Genomic DNA, 17,086 nt, shown 5'->3' with positions numbered 1-17,086 from the left:
CGCTCTTATCCGCCGCGCTGTTCATAGCCCTCGATGTTTGTCCCATCCATTTTCTGGCGCAGATACTGCTTGAGCCTTGCGATATTGTCCGCATCCCAGCCAGTTACGCCGGTAACTTCCAGCCACGCATCGACATAGTGCTCAGGAGCATACACATGCCCATGTCCGATCGGTGTGGCCGTTCCAAAGGCCATGTCGAGCGCGAGCTGAAGCATGGTTACGACCGGATACCATCGCAGATCGGGTGACACATCGGGCCCGCGCGGTGCCTGCATCCAATCAGGCTGGCGGTAGAAGGACAGCGTGTCGAAAAAAGTGACCGGGTCGCTGGCATATTGCAGATAAACCACGCGCATCGGGCCCCACCGCGTTCCATTTCCCGGGGCTTCACCATACTGGTTCATGAAACGCGCAAAGGAGCCGTCCCTGAACACCGGCAACCATTCCGGCGTTCCCGGATTTCGCCTTCTGGTCATGGCTTTCCAGTCGCGGCTGGGGAAAGGAGGGCCGCTCCATAGCGCGCCGTTGATGGGGTCATCGAGCATTTCGAAAAGCTCGGACGAAATTTCCGAGTTCATCGCACCGAGGCTCAAGCCATAAAGATACAGGCGAGGTCGGCTGTCCCGCGGCAGGTTTTTCCAGTAGTTGTAGACGGCGATGAACAGCGCCCGCGATGCTTCCGCTCCATATTCGGGCTGAAAGAGCAGCGACAATGGGCTGGAAAGATAGGAATACTGCACGGCGACGCTGGCCACATCACCATGGTGCAGAAACTCAAGACCGTCCATTGCTGCAGGGTCAACCCACCCTGTACCTGTGGGCGTGATGACGACCAGTACCGAACGGTCAAAGCCGCGTTGCCGCTTCAGCTCTTCCAGCGCAAGCTCAGCTCGTTGTTCCGGCGTGTCGGCGACTTGCAGGCCCGCATAGACGCGTACGGGGTCGATTGCCCTTTCTCCGGTCATTGCCGTGATGTCGGCAGCGGCAGGGCCCGAGGAGACAAATTCGCGTCCAGCCCGCCCAAGTTCGTTCCAATGCAAAAGCGAGGCAGCACTGCCGGTTTTGCTCGGTGCCGTCGGTTGTGGGCGATCCGGCTCGATCAGAGCGTCGTACTCGCGAAAGGAACGGTCCAGAACCCTGAACGCGGACTGGATGAGCAGTCCGTTGGCAATCGTCCAGACAAGGATCACGGTAATCGTGACGCCGAGGACGTTGGCTACCCGGCGAGGCATGACGAGTTGCACTTTCCCGGAGACGAATCGCCCTAGCCGGATGAGAAGGCGAACAAGTACCAACAGAACGAGAAATGTCAGTACTGCCAAAGCCGAAACGCTAATCGGATAGGCGCTGGGCACCGGTTCCATGTCCATGACGGCTCGAACCGAATTCTGCCAGCTTGCGGCAAAATAAAGCGCTGCGACGGCCACCGCGAGACAGACCACGCCGACGGCAAGATTGGCTCTGCTGCGCAGGCGGTCTTGGGGTTCGGGCAATTCCAGGTAATGCCAGAGCCAGCGCCATAGCACGCCAATGCCATAACCTGATCCGAACGCGACGCCACCGAGAATGCCCTGCATGACATAGGTGCGTGGAACGAGGCTCGGTGTGAGCGCCGCAGCAAAAAACAGGGTGCCTAACGCTATGCCAACGCCGGATAAGGAGCGCCGGAAATGGAAGAATGCCTTGGTGGCCAGAGACATGAAATACCGTGCTGTTAGTTCATTCCGATGAAGCTAGGGCAGAACCTGTTAATTTGGTGAAAATGGCACGAGGCCGACCGTTTGGATGTAGTCGCCCTTCGCCGCTCCAGCAGCTCTGGCGCCACTTCCAACAAATTAACAGGTCCTGACCCTAGCTGTAGCATGGCCACGCGGCAAGGTCCGGCCCGGAAGGCCTGACAGTACTGTTCCTATCACCATACGGTTCAGAATCGCTGTTCTGTTGAAGCTGTTAAGCCCTCAGAAAAACGTGAAAATGACCTATTTACCGGCATCTGGAAGCTGTTGCGCGAGATAGAGTATCCCTGACCTGTTATTTTTTTGAATTTATGTTGGAGAAACCTGACTTTATGGTGTTGACCAATCCGTAAGCCGCCCTTATGTTCCGCCGCACTTCCGGGGGCGATTTGCTCCAACAGGGAGCGCGTAGCTCAGCCGGTAGAGCAACTGACTTTTAATCAGTAGGTCCAGGGTTCGAACCCCTGCGCGCTCACCAAAATCGCCAACAAAATCAGTTACTTACGTTAACTCCTCTACTGATCTGTTCGGGCGTTTGTGTCGTGGGTACCGTATGGGTACTCTTTTGCAATGCTGGGTACTGGCGTTCTGATCTCAGGTGCAACCAGTTCAGCGAAGCACCGTGCGATCCTGAGAACGAACCTCGCCACCGTAAGGCGAATGAGTATCGCGTTCATCGGTCGTACCTCCGCATGAAGTCCTCGTATGAGCGGTCAGCTTGACGGCAGGCCAGAGCGCCAGCCATTGCCAGCAGCGGTTACGGAATGAATAGAGGAGCATCATCGACCGGCCCTCCGCTGTTCAATCGCGGCGTTGAAGCCCTCTTTGATCTGGTGGATGTGGCGCTTCGCTTGATGGCCGATGTACATGAAGTCCGAGATTTCATTCTCCGAGAGATACCAATGGCTCTTGTCGCCGGTTACTTCGGCGTGATCCTGATCAAATCGCGAATGCAGAATATTCATCAGGATTGAGATCGCGTTCTCCGCATCGCAGATGGGATTTTCCAGAGCAAGGAGCGCGTCAGGCTGCTTTTTCTCATTCACTCGCATGTGACCGCTCCTTCCCGCCGTTCCTTGCGCAAACGGACTACGGCTTCAAGCAGTTCGGAAAACTCACCATCGAGGCAAACCTGAACGGGATAATCTGCCGCAGCGGACGGATAGATGATGATAACCTGATAGTCGTCCACATCATTCAGTGTCGCTGATATCTCCTTGGCGAGCCGTCGAATGCGCTGCTCTGGATGTTCAAATTCCGGCAAACCTTCGGCGGTTGCCTGACCTTGTTGTGTCGGCATTTAACAATCTCCACTTGTTAATTTATCAAGTAAGATTGAATTAATCATAATTGCAATCATCGTCAAGCCCACTTGATAAAAAAACAATTGCGGTGTAAAAAATAGTCATGATTACACCAGAGCAAATACGTGGAGCGCGCGCTATGCTGGGCATGACCCAAGCCGAGCTTGCGAAACTGGCCGGTCTATCTACGACTGGCCTTAACAATATTGAACGCGGCAGCGCTGATCCGAAGGCTTCGACGCTATCGGCTATTCAGGCTGCGCTAGAGGGTAGGGGAATTGTGTTTCTCGCCAATGGGGATAATCGCGATGGCGGTCCCGGCGTTCGGCTGAAAGCCTAAGCAACCTTTCGCTCAAATCGAATGGTTGAAAGGCGTCGCAATATCCCCAAACCGAAAGTCAGGTTTGTTTTTCTTTCGCCAATTCATTCAAAATATATTGCACCCGATCATCTAGCTCATACGTCACTCTTTCGAAGTACGCTGTCAGCCGCCGGGCAGTCTCAATAAAAATAACTAGATCCACGTAATCGCGGTGCATGTTGATCAGTTCATCACTTTTATCCGTATGATATCGGAAGCTGAAAGAGTGAAGGTCAATTCCATCGAATTCATTCATCAGCCGGTCGATGGTGCTATCGTCAACGCCCCAGTTCATTAAGTCCATTGAAGATAAAACCTGCTTTGTCTTTCTCCAGAGCGGCAATAATTGATGATTTTTTTCTGATTTGGTTAGAGTGATGCCCTCTCGCCATCCACCAACGTCGATTATTTCCTTCATCGATATTTCGAATACATGGCGGTAACTGAAGATAAGTGGAAACACGAGATTATCATCAAAACCTCGACCTTCTTCCACTTTGGCAGCAAGTAATTCAGCAGCTTCGCGATAGCCTGTGATTACATTGCGTCTTCGTTGGGCTTTATTCAACGCGAGTACAGTATTACGTCCAATATCTGAAGTCCGGAAAAATCGGTCTTTCTTGCGCGGGAAGCCATGATCATTTTCTTCGGATTTAGGCAACACATAGCACTCCTCTTATCTATGATAATTAATAGTGTTGCCTAAAAACGTTTCAATCTTCTTGACCGCCTGTCGCGCCTCTGCCAGCTTGCGGCAAAAGGGGCTGGTATGCGGACACTCTTCATAATCGCGAGTTGGATCGGCGTGGCCAGTCCACAAAGGTGAACGTAATGCCCCTCCTTACACCTGAACAGGCGGCGAGCGAGCTTGCCATTTCTACAAGGCAGTTGCGCGATCTAACCGTGTCTGGCGAGATACCGTCCATCAACATCGGTAACGGATCGGTGCGCGAAACCCGGAGATATGATCCCGCCGACATTGAAGACTTCAAGAACCGGCGCAAGAGCTTCGGCAGGCAGCCTGTCCGGCCAACGTCCAGAACCAAATCGGAGTTCATTGACACAACTGATTTTCAGCGGCGAATTGAGGAGTTGCGGAGCAAGCGAGCAAAAAGGAAAACTTGACTGCTCTGTAGGTCACTGCCAGCCTCTCCATACGAGGGAGGTCTAAAGCCATGACACATCAATACGCCTATCGTCCTGAAGACGTGGCAAAACTCTGGGGATGCTCATCCCGCCAGATACTGAACATGATTAATTCCGGCCAACTTGAAGCGTTCCGCGTCGGCAAATTGCTTCGCATTACACCTGCTGCTGTTGAGGAATACCAACGGCGCAACACTGTCTCGGTCAAATCCGAAGAGGGTGCAGCTGCACTGCTAGGTGAGAGGATGGCCCTCGCAGACGCCTTGCGCTTAAGACGACAAACCAGAGAAAACAGGTCGTAGAAGATTTGTATTGGGGGTGGAGGCAATCTAACATTGAAAACGATATCTAAAATAGATGCGGCCCGTAGGCAATTATTAGCCGCACTCCATATTCACTGGTATTTAAACGAACCTATCGCAGTTTACACTCTTGCTGCCAACTCGTGGGAAGTCTGTAATTCGCTTCTCAAGAAAGATGAGAAAATCAGGATACTGCAAGAAATAGTTGACGTTTATGGCGGCACAGCGAAGGAAATTGTTGGACTGATCAACGCACCACGAAACTTTGTAAAACATGCAGATAAAGACCCGGATGCAGTTTTCACTGACATTAAGGAAGACGATTGCGACGCAGTGATATTGACTGCTTGTCTTGACTATATGTTTGCCAATGGGCGAAGCCCATACTCGATGGGTATTTTTCTCTCTTGGTATTCGGCAATATATCCGGACAAAACCGGCGATTTCATGCGAGAAATAGCTGATCTGCTTTTCCCTAACCTCGGCTCGAAAGGTCGAGATCAACAAAAGCTTGCTGCACGAACTGTTTTGGCGAACCCAACACCTCCGCAGATTTTCAACGATCATCGTAACGAACTCTCCGACAACTATCGTTGGGCGCAATTCCGGCTCATTTTTGGAAGTGGCTTAGTGAAATGACGAAACGTCTCGACATCACCGCCCGTCAGGTCACCGCGATTTGCGAGGGCGCAAAAAAGGCCGGATGCATCCCAGAGATTAAGATTGGCAACGCCTATATCCGCCTGATCCCGCAGGAACTCCTGAACGACATCTCGGATGAAATTCCTTACGAGGACAAGGGAAGAGGTTACTTGTGAAAAGCGATCCTTATTCCTATCCGCCACGCGGCATGAACCGTGAGGAAGCCGCCCGGTACATCGGCGTCGGCACAACTAAGTTTGACGAACTCGTCAAAGACGGGCGGATGCCCAAAGGGAAGCGGATCGATGGGCGCGTTGTCTGGGATCGGTACAAACTCGACGCCTACTTCACCGATTTGCCTGACCATGACGAGAACGTTCTAGAGAGCCTATTAGCAAGAGCGCATCGCAAGCCAGCGCAGACTTAGCTAATACCAAAGCAGCATATTGACGGCGGCTCTCTCCTTTGCCAGAAATCAGATTGGGGAAAGGGGAGTATTTCCATGAAATTGAAGATTATCGTTGCGCTGTCTCTCAGCGCTGTTTCTGTCGCTTGCGCAAAACGTCCCGATGCAATCGTGCCAGTCGATATTCCGATGGCGGCTTATACCAATCTGAGCTGCCAGGCATTGGCGAGCGAATTGGTGAAAGAGCGTAATACGCTTGCAAGCCTGTCCAAGCAGCAGAACGAGGCTGCCACCGGTGATGCAGTCGGGGTGTTCCTGATTGGGGTTCCGGCGTCCAGCACGTTCGGCGGCGACAAAGAAGGACAGGTAGCGGTCTCAAAGGGCAAGGTAAACGCTATTGAGAGCGCCGCTAAAAGCAAAGGATGTAAATAGGGGGAGACCATGGAAAATCTACTTAAGATTACGACCAAGAATTTAAGTCAGACTGAGCCTGGGGAACTAATTCGGCTTAAGGCAGGCCACAGCTATAATTTTGCAATTGTTTTGCGAGATGGTGAGCATCCAGTTCTGGGTTTTTTGAACAAAATTCACCCGAACGATCAACGTGACATTCCTCAACCGCAGTGTTTCTATGTATCGCCAACACATGACCCGATTGTCGCATCGTATGGGGTTGATTGGGTTGTTTTTCCAATTACGACTATTGACAGTGAAGTTGGGAAGGCCGTGAATATCGAGGAACACTCAGGCGTTCTTCACATCGATCAAGCTGTCAATCTCATTTCATTCATCGGCTTCAACGAAATGCAAGAGCCGTTGAGCTTTTCCACGGAGACTTGGCAGCCATCGAATTACACCAGGCCATCAACAATATCGTTCAAGGATTGGGATATTTGGCGTTCGAAGGAGCACTTCGACAAATTTCCTCAAAAACCATTGATAAGCATTCGTGCTTAAATGCAGCTCAGCGCCCTTTGATAAAGGGCGCTAGTTGTGCGCCGCGACATGCCATGGATGGCGTCCGCGCACTGACGGGGTTATCGCACTCGCCGTCTAATCGGGATGCTTTTGGTGCATGACTACCAAGGCGCATCCGGCCAATCGAAATATGGTGCTTGTTAAGGCTTCTTGAAAGACCGAAGATGCTCAATCTTTGCATGAACCTGATCAATATGTGGCTGAATATGAGCGTCAATGCCGAGATTTTCAGCATCTTCTTGCAAACGGTCTGAATACTCTAACAGCATTGCCGCAGCCTCTCCGGCGGAGACGACATTCTTCACAAACATCGCATCTACCAGCATGATCGTGGTGTTGACGGACGAATGAAGCAGAAGAGCAGCTAACCGGGGCATATTGTCCATTTTGGTCCTCGTAAGAAAAAGCCGCCTCAGTGGGCGGCGAACTGAGTTCGTTAAGGCGTTGTCATTGACTAATGCGTATGGCTTTCTTCATCATAGAATATTTCTCCATGATCGATAGGTATAGGCCGATTTTCATGCGTAAAACTGGGGGAGTAATCCGCCCAATGCTCTTTGGGGTACAGTTCATGATCAGTGTTTACTTCCTGCCCCACTACAACCTCGTCACTGTAATTTGCGCACCATTGGCAGGGACACTCGCGTCAGAAATCTCAGAGAACCCTTGGATATTGAACGTAAAAGTACCTGACGAAACTACACTGTATGTACCTGAATATGCCACTGACCAGTCACCGCTTACACCAAATTGTCTATTTTCTAATGAATTCATAATCAGGCCAAAATAGCCAACTCCACCATCCCCGGATGACGGGGCTAAGGCGGTGTACATAAACCCTGCTGATCCGGGTTTGGTGCCCTTTACGGCAATGTCAATCTGCACCCTCTCACCTTTTCCAAGTCGTATCGGGTCAGTCGTGAGGATGTTTGTCAAAGAGGACGGAACATTCACGACGACGCCATTACTCGCTTGTAGGATACTCCCCCCATACTCATTCCCACCGCCAGTGCTGCTGTCGAAAACGGCATCACGTGTCGGACTGTTAGGATAAACTCCCTGCATTAACGGAGTTTTGATCCTGCATTGAGTTGATGTACCAGTAATCTGAACAACTCGCGTTGGATTATGTGCAATTATGTCACCCACCGAGCAAGCGTTTGAGTTATTGATAGCAATGCCGTTATGCACCCCACTGACTGACGCGTCAGAACAAAGGTTATAGAGCCGGATATTATCAGTTTGGCTATGATCACACCCGTCAAACTCTATTGCATAGCTGTCATCTGTACTAAACTGGAATTTATACAATAACGCCCCATCAATATTCGATTGCGGGGAGTTTGTAAGTTTTATGCCTCGTGTTAAGTAATTAATATGACCTCCTAATATCTGAACCCACGGCCTCGTGGAGGACATACTCCCCGTTATTCCGTACTGAACCCCAACCAGAATATAATTGTCGATACGTACTCCTTCACATTCTCCTACTAGATCAATACCCGCGACAGCGCCATAAATCCTTGGGTTGTTGATAAGAATATCCGATGGGACAGCAGTAAATCCGTCACTCCCTACGATCTTAATGCCAAACTCCATAGTAGCCCAATGCTCTATATCAGTCTGAGGTAAGGATTGATCACGTCTGCCATTGACGGTTATTTCATCGTAGGTTGCATTATGAACATTCGTGGCCAGAAGCCCTCCACCCCACCCATGCTGAAGGAGATCGACGCCGTACATATTCACACCGCGAACGACACATCGTGGGAAGTTACGATTTCCGATGCTGTCGGCAGCGCTATATGTGATCAACAAAGCTGTCTTTGTACTTAATATCTGCGTTAGAATAGAAACGCCTTCAACATACGTGCTGTTCCAGTAATCGTTCTGATTGATAACGATACCGTCGCTGTCATCGGTGCAAACCAGCATTGCACCAGAGAACCATTCTCCCCGAATGGAAACCGGCGTATTCGTAATGGGAAGGTTGCCGCTAAATGCAAATCGACCGTCGATAACCATAGGCAATCCACCAAGAGCTTTTGACGTCTCGAACATTGCTCGGAGCGCATTTCCATTGTCGGTCCCGGTCAATGTCGAACGGTTCCAATCGGCCTTCGCGCCAAACATACGTGGTGAAAGGCGAGAAATTGCAATTTCCCACCACGCACCATCATCAGACCTCACCTTGCCTGCATGAGATGGTTCAGATGCCACGCGCTTGTACAGCGCTGCTCCTCCATCACCTACCGCGGAATAGCCAGCTGTACGCACATAGTGCACGAGAGAGGGGATGTTGGCCGCCTCAACACTGGGCACAGTATCGAAATTCGACAATAATCCGCCAGCGGCTGCCTCTGCCGCCGCTGCTGCGTCCTCGGCACGATCCACAAGTGCCTCTACCTCTGCCTCCACGTCACCATAAGAAAGCATCCGCAATTCAGTGCCGGTATCGATGCACAGTACAGCCATACCGGGTGTGAGATAGCCAGCGGGAACCGGCTGATTGATGTTCGTAACAAGTGCGCGATTAATTGCGCCGGATACCGTTACCGGCCCAGTATTCTCCTGAGTGACATTCAGGATATAGAGCACCTGATACGCCGCCGCTGGGATGGCTACTGATGCCGAAACAATTATTTCGTTCGGTGTTCCTTCATTTGCATTGTTGAGCTTGATCACTCGATTGTCAGGGAATGGCCCCGCAATGACAGCGTTCAAGCTATCGCGGATATCCTTCTTTTCCGGGTGAAACACACCAGAAGCCGGAACGTGCGGGATAACGAAATCCCGGAATACTTCATCAAAGGGACGTACGGTCATTTGTTTTCTCCATAGGGGATACCGCCCGGAAGCACCGGGACAATCGGTTCACATTTGAGGTCGTTGGAATTCAATGGCTTAGACGGGCCATATCGTGCGAGACGCGCCGCGCATTTCCTGGAGCAGGTCTGCTTGGGTTCCGAAGCCCAGCGGACGAAGAACCGATTGAAACAGACGACACATGCCCGCTCTTTTTCGGCCTCGTTACGTTTGTATTTGCAGGCATCGGAACAGTAGCGCTGCGTTTTGTTCGCCTTGAACGGCTTGCCGCAAAGAACGCAGTCCCTAACTGGGCGCTTCTCTTTCTCGCGCAAATAATATTCCTGGTTCTTCGCCTTGTAGGCGTCGGGGTCGGCAGCCTTGCGCTTCGCTCGGTTGATGACCTGTGACGCGTTCTTATATTCCCGGTTCTGTTCGTTCCAGCGAGTGACCACGACATAGTGACGACAATGGTCAGAGCAATAGAGCCTCTGATTATCTTCGAGCAGCGCATGGCATTTCTGATTGATGCAGCGGCGCATGTTGCCGTGGAAGCCGGTGCCACGATATTCGGGCTGACCATCTGCCCATGAAGGGCGCTTCGCTCCGATACGGTTAAGAGCGGTCAGAACGATGTCAGCAGACGCGATGTCCGCTTCTTCCCATCCCCAGCCCTCGACACAAAGGAATGCCCGCACATGGTGCCGACAGGTGCCTTCCAGAGCGAACAGCGTGGGTCTGCCTTCCTTCAGGATAACAATGACTGTATCCAGCAGGCGGGTGCGCAGATCGTCGTTGATTTTGCGGGGCTTGAACCTGGCCTTAGCCGGCCTGCCTGCATCGCGCAGATAGGTGCGGGTTTCGTTGATCCGAATAACCCGCAGTTCCTCTTCGGAGAGAACGCGACCTGTGAACTTGGCGACAACGTTCATCAGATCGCCCCCCACTCAATGACTTCGCGTTCATCTGTGGTAGCGTATGACGACACATTGCTTTCGCCAGCGGCACAGCGAGCAACGGCCATGGCAGCGGCCACAGCGCCGTCAATGCGGTCTTTGGACTTGCCTTTGTGGAAAGACTTGTTTCCTGATTTGTCGACTTCAACGGCTATGTTGTCGAAGTGCCAGCGCAGGATAGGATGACCGCCATGCTTGAACTGACGGCCCAGAATAGCCCGCTCAAGCTCTGCGATTGCCGGTGCCATGGTGATCCAGCCCTGACGCATCTCGACAGCGGGAAAGCTATCCTCAAGGAGATTATTCAGGGTATTGCGCGCCAAGTGCGGATCGAATGCAATTTCCTGCACATTGAACCGGGCGCAAAGCTCCCTGATTTGATCCTCGACAATGCGGAAATCGATCACGTTTCCGGGTGTGGGCGTGATTAATCCTTCCTCTGCCCACTGGGGATAAGGAACATCGTCCTTGTCTGCACGGCGCTGAAGATTGTCTTCGGGGCAGAAGAACCACGGATAGGCTTCATATCCCCGCTCACGGCTTCCCCAGACGGCTACAATTGCCGAAAGGTCCGAAGTGCTGGAAAGGTCCACAGCAAGCCAGCACGGCTCCTGTGTGGCTTCCTTGTCCTCAAGATCGACCACGCCCCGGCCTTCGTCATAGACCGGCATTTCCACGAACGGGCTATCGCTGTAGTCCATCCACATGTTGAGATGGAACTGACAAAAGGCGTCACGCTCTGAAGGACGTTCATGTGCCTCTCTGGCATAGTCGCGCAAGCCGTCAATATCTGGAAAGCCCAGAAGCAATCCGGGGTTCATGAAGTGCCAGAGGCGTTCATCCTGCCAGCCGTCGAATTCCTCCACGCCGTCGCCGGTCCATTTTGATTTCTCGCTAGGGTCCGTTTCAAACAGGATCGGCAGGAAGCTAGGGTCTTCTACTTCGCCGGATTGTACCTTGCGCGCATAGTCGAGCAGACCGAATGCAAGGTTTTCTTGCCCGCGTCCGGCCTGTGTGATGATGACAAGCAACGCCCCTTTAGTCTTGTTCATGCCGGTGCGCAGCGCTTGCCATGTCTTGCGGGAGCGGTCCCCATCCCACGCGATCAATTCATCAGCCAGAACGAATTGCAGCGTCTTGCCGAGCTTGCCTTTCCCGCCTGATGCCAACGCCCGGAAATTCGCGCCTGACAGCTTGTGCTCAAGAATGTATGTGCTCTCGTTCAGCTTGACCTTGCTCTCGGTCAGCCAGTCGGTTTCCTTGACGATGCCAGCGGCTTCCTCATAGGCAATCACTGCATCCTCTTCGGCAGAAGCCGCAACCACAGCCTGACCGCCCGGTTTGCGTTCCCAGCCGACTGTGTGAAGCAATGCAAGGCCAGCGCCGAGCGTCGTCTTTCTCGCACCACGTGGCAGCAAGGCGAATACCGTGCGCACCTGACGCCTGCCGTCTGGAAACGCGGGGCCATAGATGCGCTTGACCGCTCTTTCCCAGAATGGGGGCAGATCAAACTTGCCGGTCTCGCTCTTCGGATGATGGAGGCGCTTGAGGAAATCTACAGCGCGTTCACCGTAACCGAAGGGATCGGGTATATCGCTGTCATCAAACAGCCAGGCCGGACGGCGCGCCTTTATCATCTTGCCCTCCTTTCGGCTTAAACTGACCCTTGGATCGAGATGCAGGTGAGATGCCAAGCTCTGCGCCCAGACGCGCCACGGCTTCCAGTGACTTCGACAGAAGCCCGTTGGCAGGATTAGGCTTGAGCATCTGGTGGGCGGTCTTCGTCAGAACGCCGTGTTCTGCGATAGCCTTCTGCGCCTCTTGTGCTGACCAGCGCGCAATCAGATAGCTTTCGAGCAGTCCGAGAGCCGGGGTTGTCAGGATTTGCCGTTCGGCCAAGTCAGCGCCAATAGCGTTCCATTCCGCCACCATGTTTTCAGGTACGCTTTCGGGTGGCTGGGGAACGCCCTTCAGCCCGCCGTCTATCGCCTTCAGTTCGGCCTTGCGCCCGCGAGTGCTCATTCGGCCAACCTCACACAGCGCATTTCCAGACCGCGATTGCGGCCTATCAGGGTGACTTCCTTGATGTCATACGAACGGCCATCGAACCGAATGCGGTCGGCGGGGTCTATCGATGGGTAATACCGGGTGCGGAAAATCATCACGGCGTCATTGGCAATGCCGTAAGAGCGAATGAATTCCTCGGTGCTGGCGGTCACGATCTGGGCGCGCAGGGTCACGAGGTCAGCCCAGTCAAGGGTTTCGTTGCCCATGCCATCGTCTCCGATGACCGTGTATCGCAGTACGGCTATGACGCGATCAAGCTTGCCTGCCCTCATGTCAGAAGCTCCATTCGCGGTATTCGTTCACGATGGGCCAGACACCGAACGGCAACTCTTGACCGGAAACGCCTACCAGAACGCCTTCGCGGTTCTCGTACCAGCTTGCAGCGGTGAGCAGGACAGCTTGCTTCAGAGAGGCCGGAATAGGCTGCTGATCGGTGCCGCCGTAAATCTCCTCGATCTTGAAGCCAAGAAGCCGCTCGATATGATCCTGCGCGGCCTCAATCGCATGGTTGATGAGAGCATCGTCAATGGTTCCCATGTCCTCGGTTATTCCGAGTTGGGCCTTCATCAATTCGAGGTCAACAATCATTGAACAATACCTCTCTCAGCGTTCATTAAAACGAGAGCTAATTCGGAATTTTTTCGTAAGTGCCTGCCCGCGCCGGTCCCCAGCCGAGGCGGAAAGTTCAGGATCACCCCCCGGTTTCGATGCCTCGAAAGGGCCTTTCTGGATGCTGCGGCGTTCCTCGGCCTGCTTTGATACCGAATGGCAAGGTGTGCACATCGGCTGCCAGTTGGCGCGGTTCCAGAACAAGGCCATGTTGCCCTTATGAGCGGTGATGTGATCCACAAGCGCAGCGGGCGCACCACAACGGATGCACACTGGGTTGGCTGCGAGGTATTCCTTGCGGGCCTTCTCCCATTCGGCGGTATATCCACGCTGGCGAGCAGATGGGCGGGTCTTGTCGAAGCGGGCTTTGCGCTCCTTCTGCATTGCGACCATTGCAGCACATGCTTCACCGGAACGATGGGCCTTGCCACAGTAGCCACAGACAGAGGGAGCGCGCACCGGCATGTTAGGCCACCGGCTTCTCTGCTGCGTTGCCCTTGATCAGCACCGCACCGGCAGCAATAGACGTGCCACTGGCTTTGGTGAGGACAAGGCGCACATAGCGCTTGAAGCCACGATAACCGATCTTGGCCGTGCCATTGGCTGGCAGGGTAGCCGGGAATGCACCGTGTAGGTGATCCGGGTCTACATCGGTAAACGATCCTGCCGTGGTCTGGTCGCTTTCCTGCACCTTGGCAGAGAAGACGCCATCACCAGCAATTTCGCCCGTGTTGATGACGAATGCAGCGCTTTCAAACCCGATCAGGTCAAGAGCGGCGCTATTCGTGGTGGCCGCGAGTACGGCAGGCGCTACGGCCTGCACTACTCGGATGTTGTGAGCAATATCACGCATTGGCTTCCTCCTTACGCGGTTGCCATCTTCAGCTTGCGAAGAGCTTCGGTGAGGGTTGGTGCTCCACCGACACGACGGCGAGCGTGGAAACGGACCATGCCCTTCGTTGCCTGGGTGTACGGATCGCGAAGGATCGACATGCCCACGCGGTCATAGACGCGGTACGCCTTGTTGAAATCGCCGTAGAAGATCGGGAACGTGCCGTTTGCTGCATCTGGCATGGTCGGGTCTTCAATGACCGGACGGCCCAGAAGCGTCGATGGCTGACCTGCCTGATAGGACGGCTGCCAGAGGTAATTTCCGTTGCCATCCTTCAGGATGCGGACCTTGCCCAGCGTGGTGCCGTTCATGAGCCAAGAACCGTTATTCCGGTACGCGGCTGGCATGGAGTACATCAGCGCAATCAACTGATCGGCGCTGATGTTGGTCGCGTGGCCGTTGACGATCTCGGCAACGCCTGCGGCCTGCTGGATGCCCAGAGGCTTCTTGACGCCGTTACCATCGGAGAACGCGGCATTTTCCTTGACGGCGAACTCCTGCGACAGTTCCGTGGAGATTTCGCTTTCAACGTTGATGGCGCTGTCTTCGAGAAGACGAAGCGATACGTCGATGAAGCAGGCAAGCTCGTGAACCGGGATTTCGATCTGACCATAGGTCATGGTCGTTTCGTCGCGTTCCTCGTCTTCACCTACCCAAGAGGCGGTCGGACGGCCTGTCAGCTTCGGCAGGATGACTTCGCCTGCGCCGGTCGAGCCAACGCGGACGGCCTGACGGATCGGGGAGATTTCCACGATACCCTTAATCACCTCGGCCTGAAATTCAGCCGGTGCGAGATATCCACCCTTGGTATCGTCACCGACGATCAGGGCACGCACTTCTTCCGCTTCCATGCGGTTGTCGCCAAGGCGAAGGAAGTTTGCGAATGCTCGGCGCTCAAGGCTGATGTCCTGATTGCCGCCATTGCCACCGGTGGGGCGGTTCATGCGGGTTTCAAGTTCCGTCACCTGATTGCGCAGCTCATCGATACCGGCGAGCTGGGTTTCTGCTGCGGTGCGGAACTCGGTGAAACCGTTGCGAAGGTCTTCAACGGCTTGCGTTGCGACTGCAAGCGGGTCGTCACCCTCGGAACGAGTTTCGAGAGGCATAAAATGCTTCATGGGTTTTTCCTCTTGTCTACGAGAGCGCATTTCGCCTTCCGGCATGCATCAATGAAGGCCGCTGCGCTCTCGGATGAGCGGCCAGAGCTTCGAACAGAGGTGATCCGGGCACGGCCCGCGCTGGGCAGCCCGACGATGGAGATTTCGGCCAGATCGATGTCGGTAAGGACGCGAAGGCCATTCGCCGCCCGCTTGTCTGCGCGGGAACGGAAGCCAATGGACAGGCCATTGAGCGCACCGGCTTTCAGAAGGTCGAACGCCTCTTTGCCCCGCGTCGTCGTGGTGACAATCTTGCCGGTCACAGACAGGCCCTTGTCATCCTCGCGAATTTCGGTCCACACGCCGATGATTTCGGACTGGTTATGGCTCCACAGCATGAGCGGCTTGGTACCGGCCCGAACATGCTCCTGAAGCGAGCGACGGAATGCGCCACGCTGCACGGTTTCCTTGTGCGCGTTCGGTTCGTCCCAGATCGCAGCATAGCCGGTGAAGACGCCTTCATCGCCAGAGGCTTCAAATCGGGTGGATAGGTCTAGGCGATCCATTATTCCTCCTCGGCTGGATCAAGCTCTGGGGCGGCGTTTGGGCCGATGCCGGGAGCGTTCGGATTGATGTGCGGATTGCCGAATTCGTTGCCGCCCGCATATGGCTCCATATCGAGCCACTGGCGCGCTTCGTTCGGGTTGAGCACCTTGGCGCTAATCAGGCTGGAAATGGCCGTTGCGCGGGCTGTCAGATCGGCGCGGGTGAGGTCGTCGCGGTCGAAGGCAATGCGATAGCGCTTGCGCTCGTCCTTGGTGAGCAAGGCACGGCCAAGACCAACCTCAAGGGCCTTCAGCCACGGCTCAAGGCAGTAGGTCAGGAACTCGCGGCCCATCTGTTCGGAATTGCTCCAAGTGGCCCGATCAAGCTCGAATAGCATCGAAGGCGGGACACGGAAGGCGCGGGCTATTTCACTAATCTGGAACTTGCGAAGCTCAAGGAACTGGGCATCAACGCTATTCAGCGTTATTGCCTTCCACTTCGCGCCATCCCAAAGAACCGCGGTCTTGCCAGCATTTGCCGCTCCTTCCATGGCTTTTCGCCATGCGAGGAGCATCTTCTTCGCGCCTTCGTCACCGATGTTTTTTTCGTTCTCGATCACGCCGCCGGGGCGAGCGCCATTCTTGAAGAGATTGCCCGCATGTTTCTCCATCTCACGCGCTGCGCCGATGGCGTCCGCTGCAAGGTTGAGAGGGCATTTGTCGAAGGTGCCGCGAACCTGAATAATGTCGCGGGCCGGAACTGGCTTCCCGTCCAGACTGTAGGAAGGTTCCCCTGTCTTCGGGTCATAGGCTACGGAAATGGCCGATGGCTGATAGCGGATGATCTCGCGGACTTCCTCGCCTACACGGTTCACCCATGCGATCCCGCCCCAGTCACGTGTCAGGGCATCGGCTACCAGATCACGAATTAGCTCAAAGCCAGATGTCCACGGATTGGCATCACCGCGCAGCAAGGCGAGCGCCGGGTGATCCTCTGCCTTCTGTTCGGTGCCATCCTCCCGGCGCTCCATGATGGTGACATCAAGAGAAGCGGCGGCTTCGCTGATAACGCGAATGGCAGATGCTACGGCAGGGACGCGGAGAGCTTCAGCACCGGACACGGCAAATGAGCCGGAAGAGACACCGGACCACAGCGCGGCGAGAACGCCTTCGGGATCGGTCAGCGGTTGGTCGCGCTGCTCAAGGGGTGCTGATTTGGAAAAGGGCCATATCTTCATGC

24 protein-coding genes, 1 tRNA gene and 1 pseudogene are annotated in these 17,086 nt (G+C 54.2%); 9 read left to right on the top strand and 17 right to left on the bottom strand.

Translation table 11 applies throughout. The features are described 5' to 3' along the window. Positions 1–5 precede the first annotated feature (5 nt). On the bottom strand, positions 6–1,700 hold the full coding sequence (locus tag ABWW28_RS09465) for an alpha/beta hydrolase (protein WP_176587729.1): 1,695 nt from the start codon (positions 1,698–1,700) through the stop codon (positions 6–8). A 438-nt stretch (positions 1,701–2,138) separates the two neighbouring features. Here ABWW28_RS09465 and ABWW28_RS09460 point away from each other — a divergent pair. Further along, positions 2,139–2,214: transfer RNA gene (locus tag ABWW28_RS09460), tRNA-Lys, on the top strand. Between the two features lie 131 nt (positions 2,215–2,345). On the opposite strand, the gene ABWW28_RS09455 is transcribed toward ABWW28_RS09460, so the two are convergent. The 3 genes from ABWW28_RS09455 to ABWW28_RS09445 are packed head-to-tail and all read right to left on the bottom strand — an operon-like array spanning position 2,346 to position 3,036. Then, complete coding sequence (locus tag ABWW28_RS09455; protein WP_353390876.1) at positions 2,346–2,519, bottom strand: hypothetical protein; 174 nt, start codon at positions 2,517–2,519, stop codon at positions 2,346–2,348. Further along, positions 2,516–2,788 carry a hypothetical protein gene (locus tag ABWW28_RS09450; RefSeq protein WP_353390874.1) on the bottom strand — a complete coding sequence of 91 codons (273 nt, stop codon included), beginning with the start codon at positions 2,786–2,788 and terminating at the stop codon, positions 2,516–2,518. The genes ABWW28_RS09455 and ABWW28_RS09450 overlap by 4 nt, the downstream gene beginning before the upstream one ends. Beyond that, a complete protein-coding gene (locus ABWW28_RS09445; RefSeq protein ID WP_353390872.1) occupies positions 2,779–3,036 on the bottom strand; it encodes a hypothetical protein in 258 nt (85 codons plus the stop codon). Before ABWW28_RS09445 ends, ABWW28_RS09450 begins: the two co-directional genes overlap by 10 nt. Positions 3,037–3,179: 143 nt before the next feature. Here ABWW28_RS09445 and ABWW28_RS09440 point away from each other — a divergent pair, with 143 nt between their 5' ends. Further along, a complete protein-coding gene (locus ABWW28_RS09440; RefSeq protein ID WP_302701006.1) occupies positions 3,180–3,380 on the top strand; it encodes a helix-turn-helix domain-containing protein in 201 nt (66 codons plus the stop codon). Between the two features lie 58 nt (positions 3,381–3,438). Here the strand turns inward: ABWW28_RS09440 and ABWW28_RS09435 are convergent, their stop codons facing one another. Further along, positions 3,439–4,065 carry a hypothetical protein gene (locus ABWW28_RS09435; protein WP_353390870.1) on the bottom strand — a complete coding sequence of 209 codons (627 nt, stop codon included), beginning with the start codon at positions 4,063–4,065 and terminating at the stop codon, positions 3,439–3,441. A 167-nt stretch (positions 4,066–4,232) separates the two neighbouring features. On the opposite strand from ABWW28_RS09435, the gene ABWW28_RS09430 reads away from it, so the two are divergent. The 7 genes from ABWW28_RS09430 (at position 4,233) to ABWW28_RS09400 (ending at position 6,854) form a co-directional block, all read left to right on the top strand. Further along, positions 4,233–4,526, top strand: coding sequence for a helix-turn-helix domain-containing protein (locus ABWW28_RS09430; protein ID WP_353390986.1), 294 nt, complete (start codon positions 4,233–4,235; stop codon positions 4,524–4,526). Positions 4,527–4,576: 50 nt separating this feature from the next. Continuing rightward, a complete protein-coding gene (locus tag ABWW28_RS09425; RefSeq protein WP_353390869.1) occupies positions 4,577–4,849 on the top strand; it encodes a helix-turn-helix domain-containing protein in 273 nt (90 codons plus the stop codon). A gap of 33 nt (positions 4,850–4,882) precedes the next feature. Further along, entirely contained in the window at positions 4,883–5,488 is a 606-nt protein-coding gene (locus ABWW28_RS09420; RefSeq protein WP_353390867.1) for a hypothetical protein, read from the top strand. Next, positions 5,485–5,667, top strand: a complete 183-nt coding sequence (locus tag ABWW28_RS09415; protein ID WP_153527572.1) for a hypothetical protein — start codon at positions 5,485–5,487, stop codon at positions 5,665–5,667. Before ABWW28_RS09420 ends, ABWW28_RS09415 begins: the two co-directional genes overlap by 4 nt. After that, positions 5,664–5,918, top strand: a complete 255-nt coding sequence (locus ABWW28_RS09410; protein ID WP_353390865.1) for a helix-turn-helix transcriptional regulator — start codon at positions 5,664–5,666, stop codon at positions 5,916–5,918. Before ABWW28_RS09415 ends, ABWW28_RS09410 begins: the two co-directional genes overlap by 4 nt. Before the next feature lie 75 nt (positions 5,919–5,993). Beyond that, entirely contained in the window at positions 5,994–6,329 is a 336-nt protein-coding gene (locus tag ABWW28_RS09405; RefSeq protein WP_353390863.1) for a hypothetical protein, read from the top strand. A gap of 9 nt (positions 6,330–6,338) precedes the next feature. Then, a complete protein-coding gene (locus ABWW28_RS09400) occupies positions 6,339–6,854 on the top strand; it encodes a hypothetical protein (RefSeq protein ID WP_353390861.1) in 516 nt (171 codons plus the stop codon). 161 nt (positions 6,855–7,015) lie between these two features. Here ABWW28_RS09400 and ABWW28_RS09395 read toward each other — a convergent pair whose 3' ends face one another. The 12 genes and pseudogenes from ABWW28_RS09395 to ABWW28_RS09340 all read right to left on the bottom strand — a co-directional run bounded on the left by ABWW28_RS09395 (position 7,016) and on the right by ABWW28_RS09340 (position 17,084). Then, positions 7,016–7,261 (bottom strand): hypothetical protein, encoded by a 246-nt coding sequence (locus tag ABWW28_RS09395; RefSeq protein WP_353390859.1) that lies wholly within the window; start codon positions 7,259–7,261, stop codon positions 7,016–7,018. Between the two features lie 1,912 nt (positions 7,262–9,173). After that, positions 9,174–9,701: pseudogene (locus ABWW28_RS27605) on the bottom strand (hypothetical protein); the annotation flags it as partial. After that, positions 9,698–10,612, bottom strand: a complete 915-nt coding sequence (locus tag ABWW28_RS09385) for a hypothetical protein (RefSeq protein ID WP_353390855.1) — start codon at positions 10,610–10,612, stop codon at positions 9,698–9,700. The gene ABWW28_RS09385 and the pseudogene ABWW28_RS27605, both read right to left, overlap by 4 nt. Then, positions 10,612–12,273 (bottom strand): terminase large subunit, encoded by a 1,662-nt coding sequence (locus tag ABWW28_RS09380; protein ID WP_353390854.1) that lies wholly within the window; start codon positions 12,271–12,273, stop codon positions 10,612–10,614. Before ABWW28_RS09380 ends, ABWW28_RS09385 begins: the two co-directional genes overlap by 1 nt. Then, entirely contained in the window at positions 12,239–12,658 is a 420-nt protein-coding gene (locus ABWW28_RS09375; RefSeq protein WP_353390853.1) for a phage terminase small subunit P27 family, read from the bottom strand. Before ABWW28_RS09375 ends, ABWW28_RS09380 begins: the two co-directional genes overlap by 35 nt. Further along, a complete protein-coding gene (locus tag ABWW28_RS09370; RefSeq protein ID WP_353390851.1) occupies positions 12,655–12,975 on the bottom strand; it encodes a phage head closure protein in 321 nt (106 codons plus the stop codon). The genes ABWW28_RS09375 and ABWW28_RS09370 overlap by 4 nt, the downstream gene beginning before the upstream one ends. Position 12,976: 1 nt before the next feature. Then, complete coding sequence (locus ABWW28_RS09365; RefSeq protein WP_109367371.1) at positions 12,977–13,291, bottom strand: head-tail connector protein; 315 nt, start codon at positions 13,289–13,291, stop codon at positions 12,977–12,979. A gap of 15 nt (positions 13,292–13,306) precedes the next feature. Next, positions 13,307–13,696 carry an HNH endonuclease signature motif containing protein gene (locus tag ABWW28_RS09360; RefSeq protein ID WP_353390849.1) on the bottom strand — a complete coding sequence of 130 codons (390 nt, stop codon included), beginning with the start codon at positions 13,694–13,696 and terminating at the stop codon, positions 13,307–13,309. Between the two features lie 82 nt (positions 13,697–13,778). Further along, positions 13,779–14,165, bottom strand: coding sequence for a hypothetical protein (locus ABWW28_RS09355; RefSeq protein WP_353390847.1), 387 nt, complete (start codon positions 14,163–14,165; stop codon positions 13,779–13,781). A gap of 11 nt (positions 14,166–14,176) precedes the next feature. Beyond that, complete coding sequence (locus ABWW28_RS09350; protein ID WP_353390845.1) at positions 14,177–15,322, bottom strand: phage major capsid protein; 1,146 nt, start codon at positions 15,320–15,322, stop codon at positions 14,177–14,179. Next, entirely contained in the window at positions 15,319–15,867 is a 549-nt protein-coding gene (locus tag ABWW28_RS09345) for an HK97 family phage prohead protease (protein ID WP_182506493.1), read from the bottom strand. The genes ABWW28_RS09350 and ABWW28_RS09345 overlap by 4 nt, the downstream gene beginning before the upstream one ends. Further along, entirely contained in the window at positions 15,867–17,084 is a 1,218-nt protein-coding gene (locus ABWW28_RS09340) for a phage portal protein (RefSeq protein ID WP_353390843.1), read from the bottom strand. Before ABWW28_RS09340 ends, ABWW28_RS09345 begins: the two co-directional genes overlap by 1 nt. Between the last annotated feature and the right edge of the window lie 2 nt (positions 17,085–17,086).

It is taken from the genome of Brucella sp. NBRC 14130 (assembly GCF_040371715.1).
In the GTDB taxonomy this organism is placed as follows: domain Bacteria; phylum Pseudomonadota; class Alphaproteobacteria; order Rhizobiales; family Rhizobiaceae; genus Brucella; species Brucella intermedia.
Note: the sequence above shows the minus strand (reverse complement) of the source record. Positions and strands in the feature narration are given on the sequence as shown.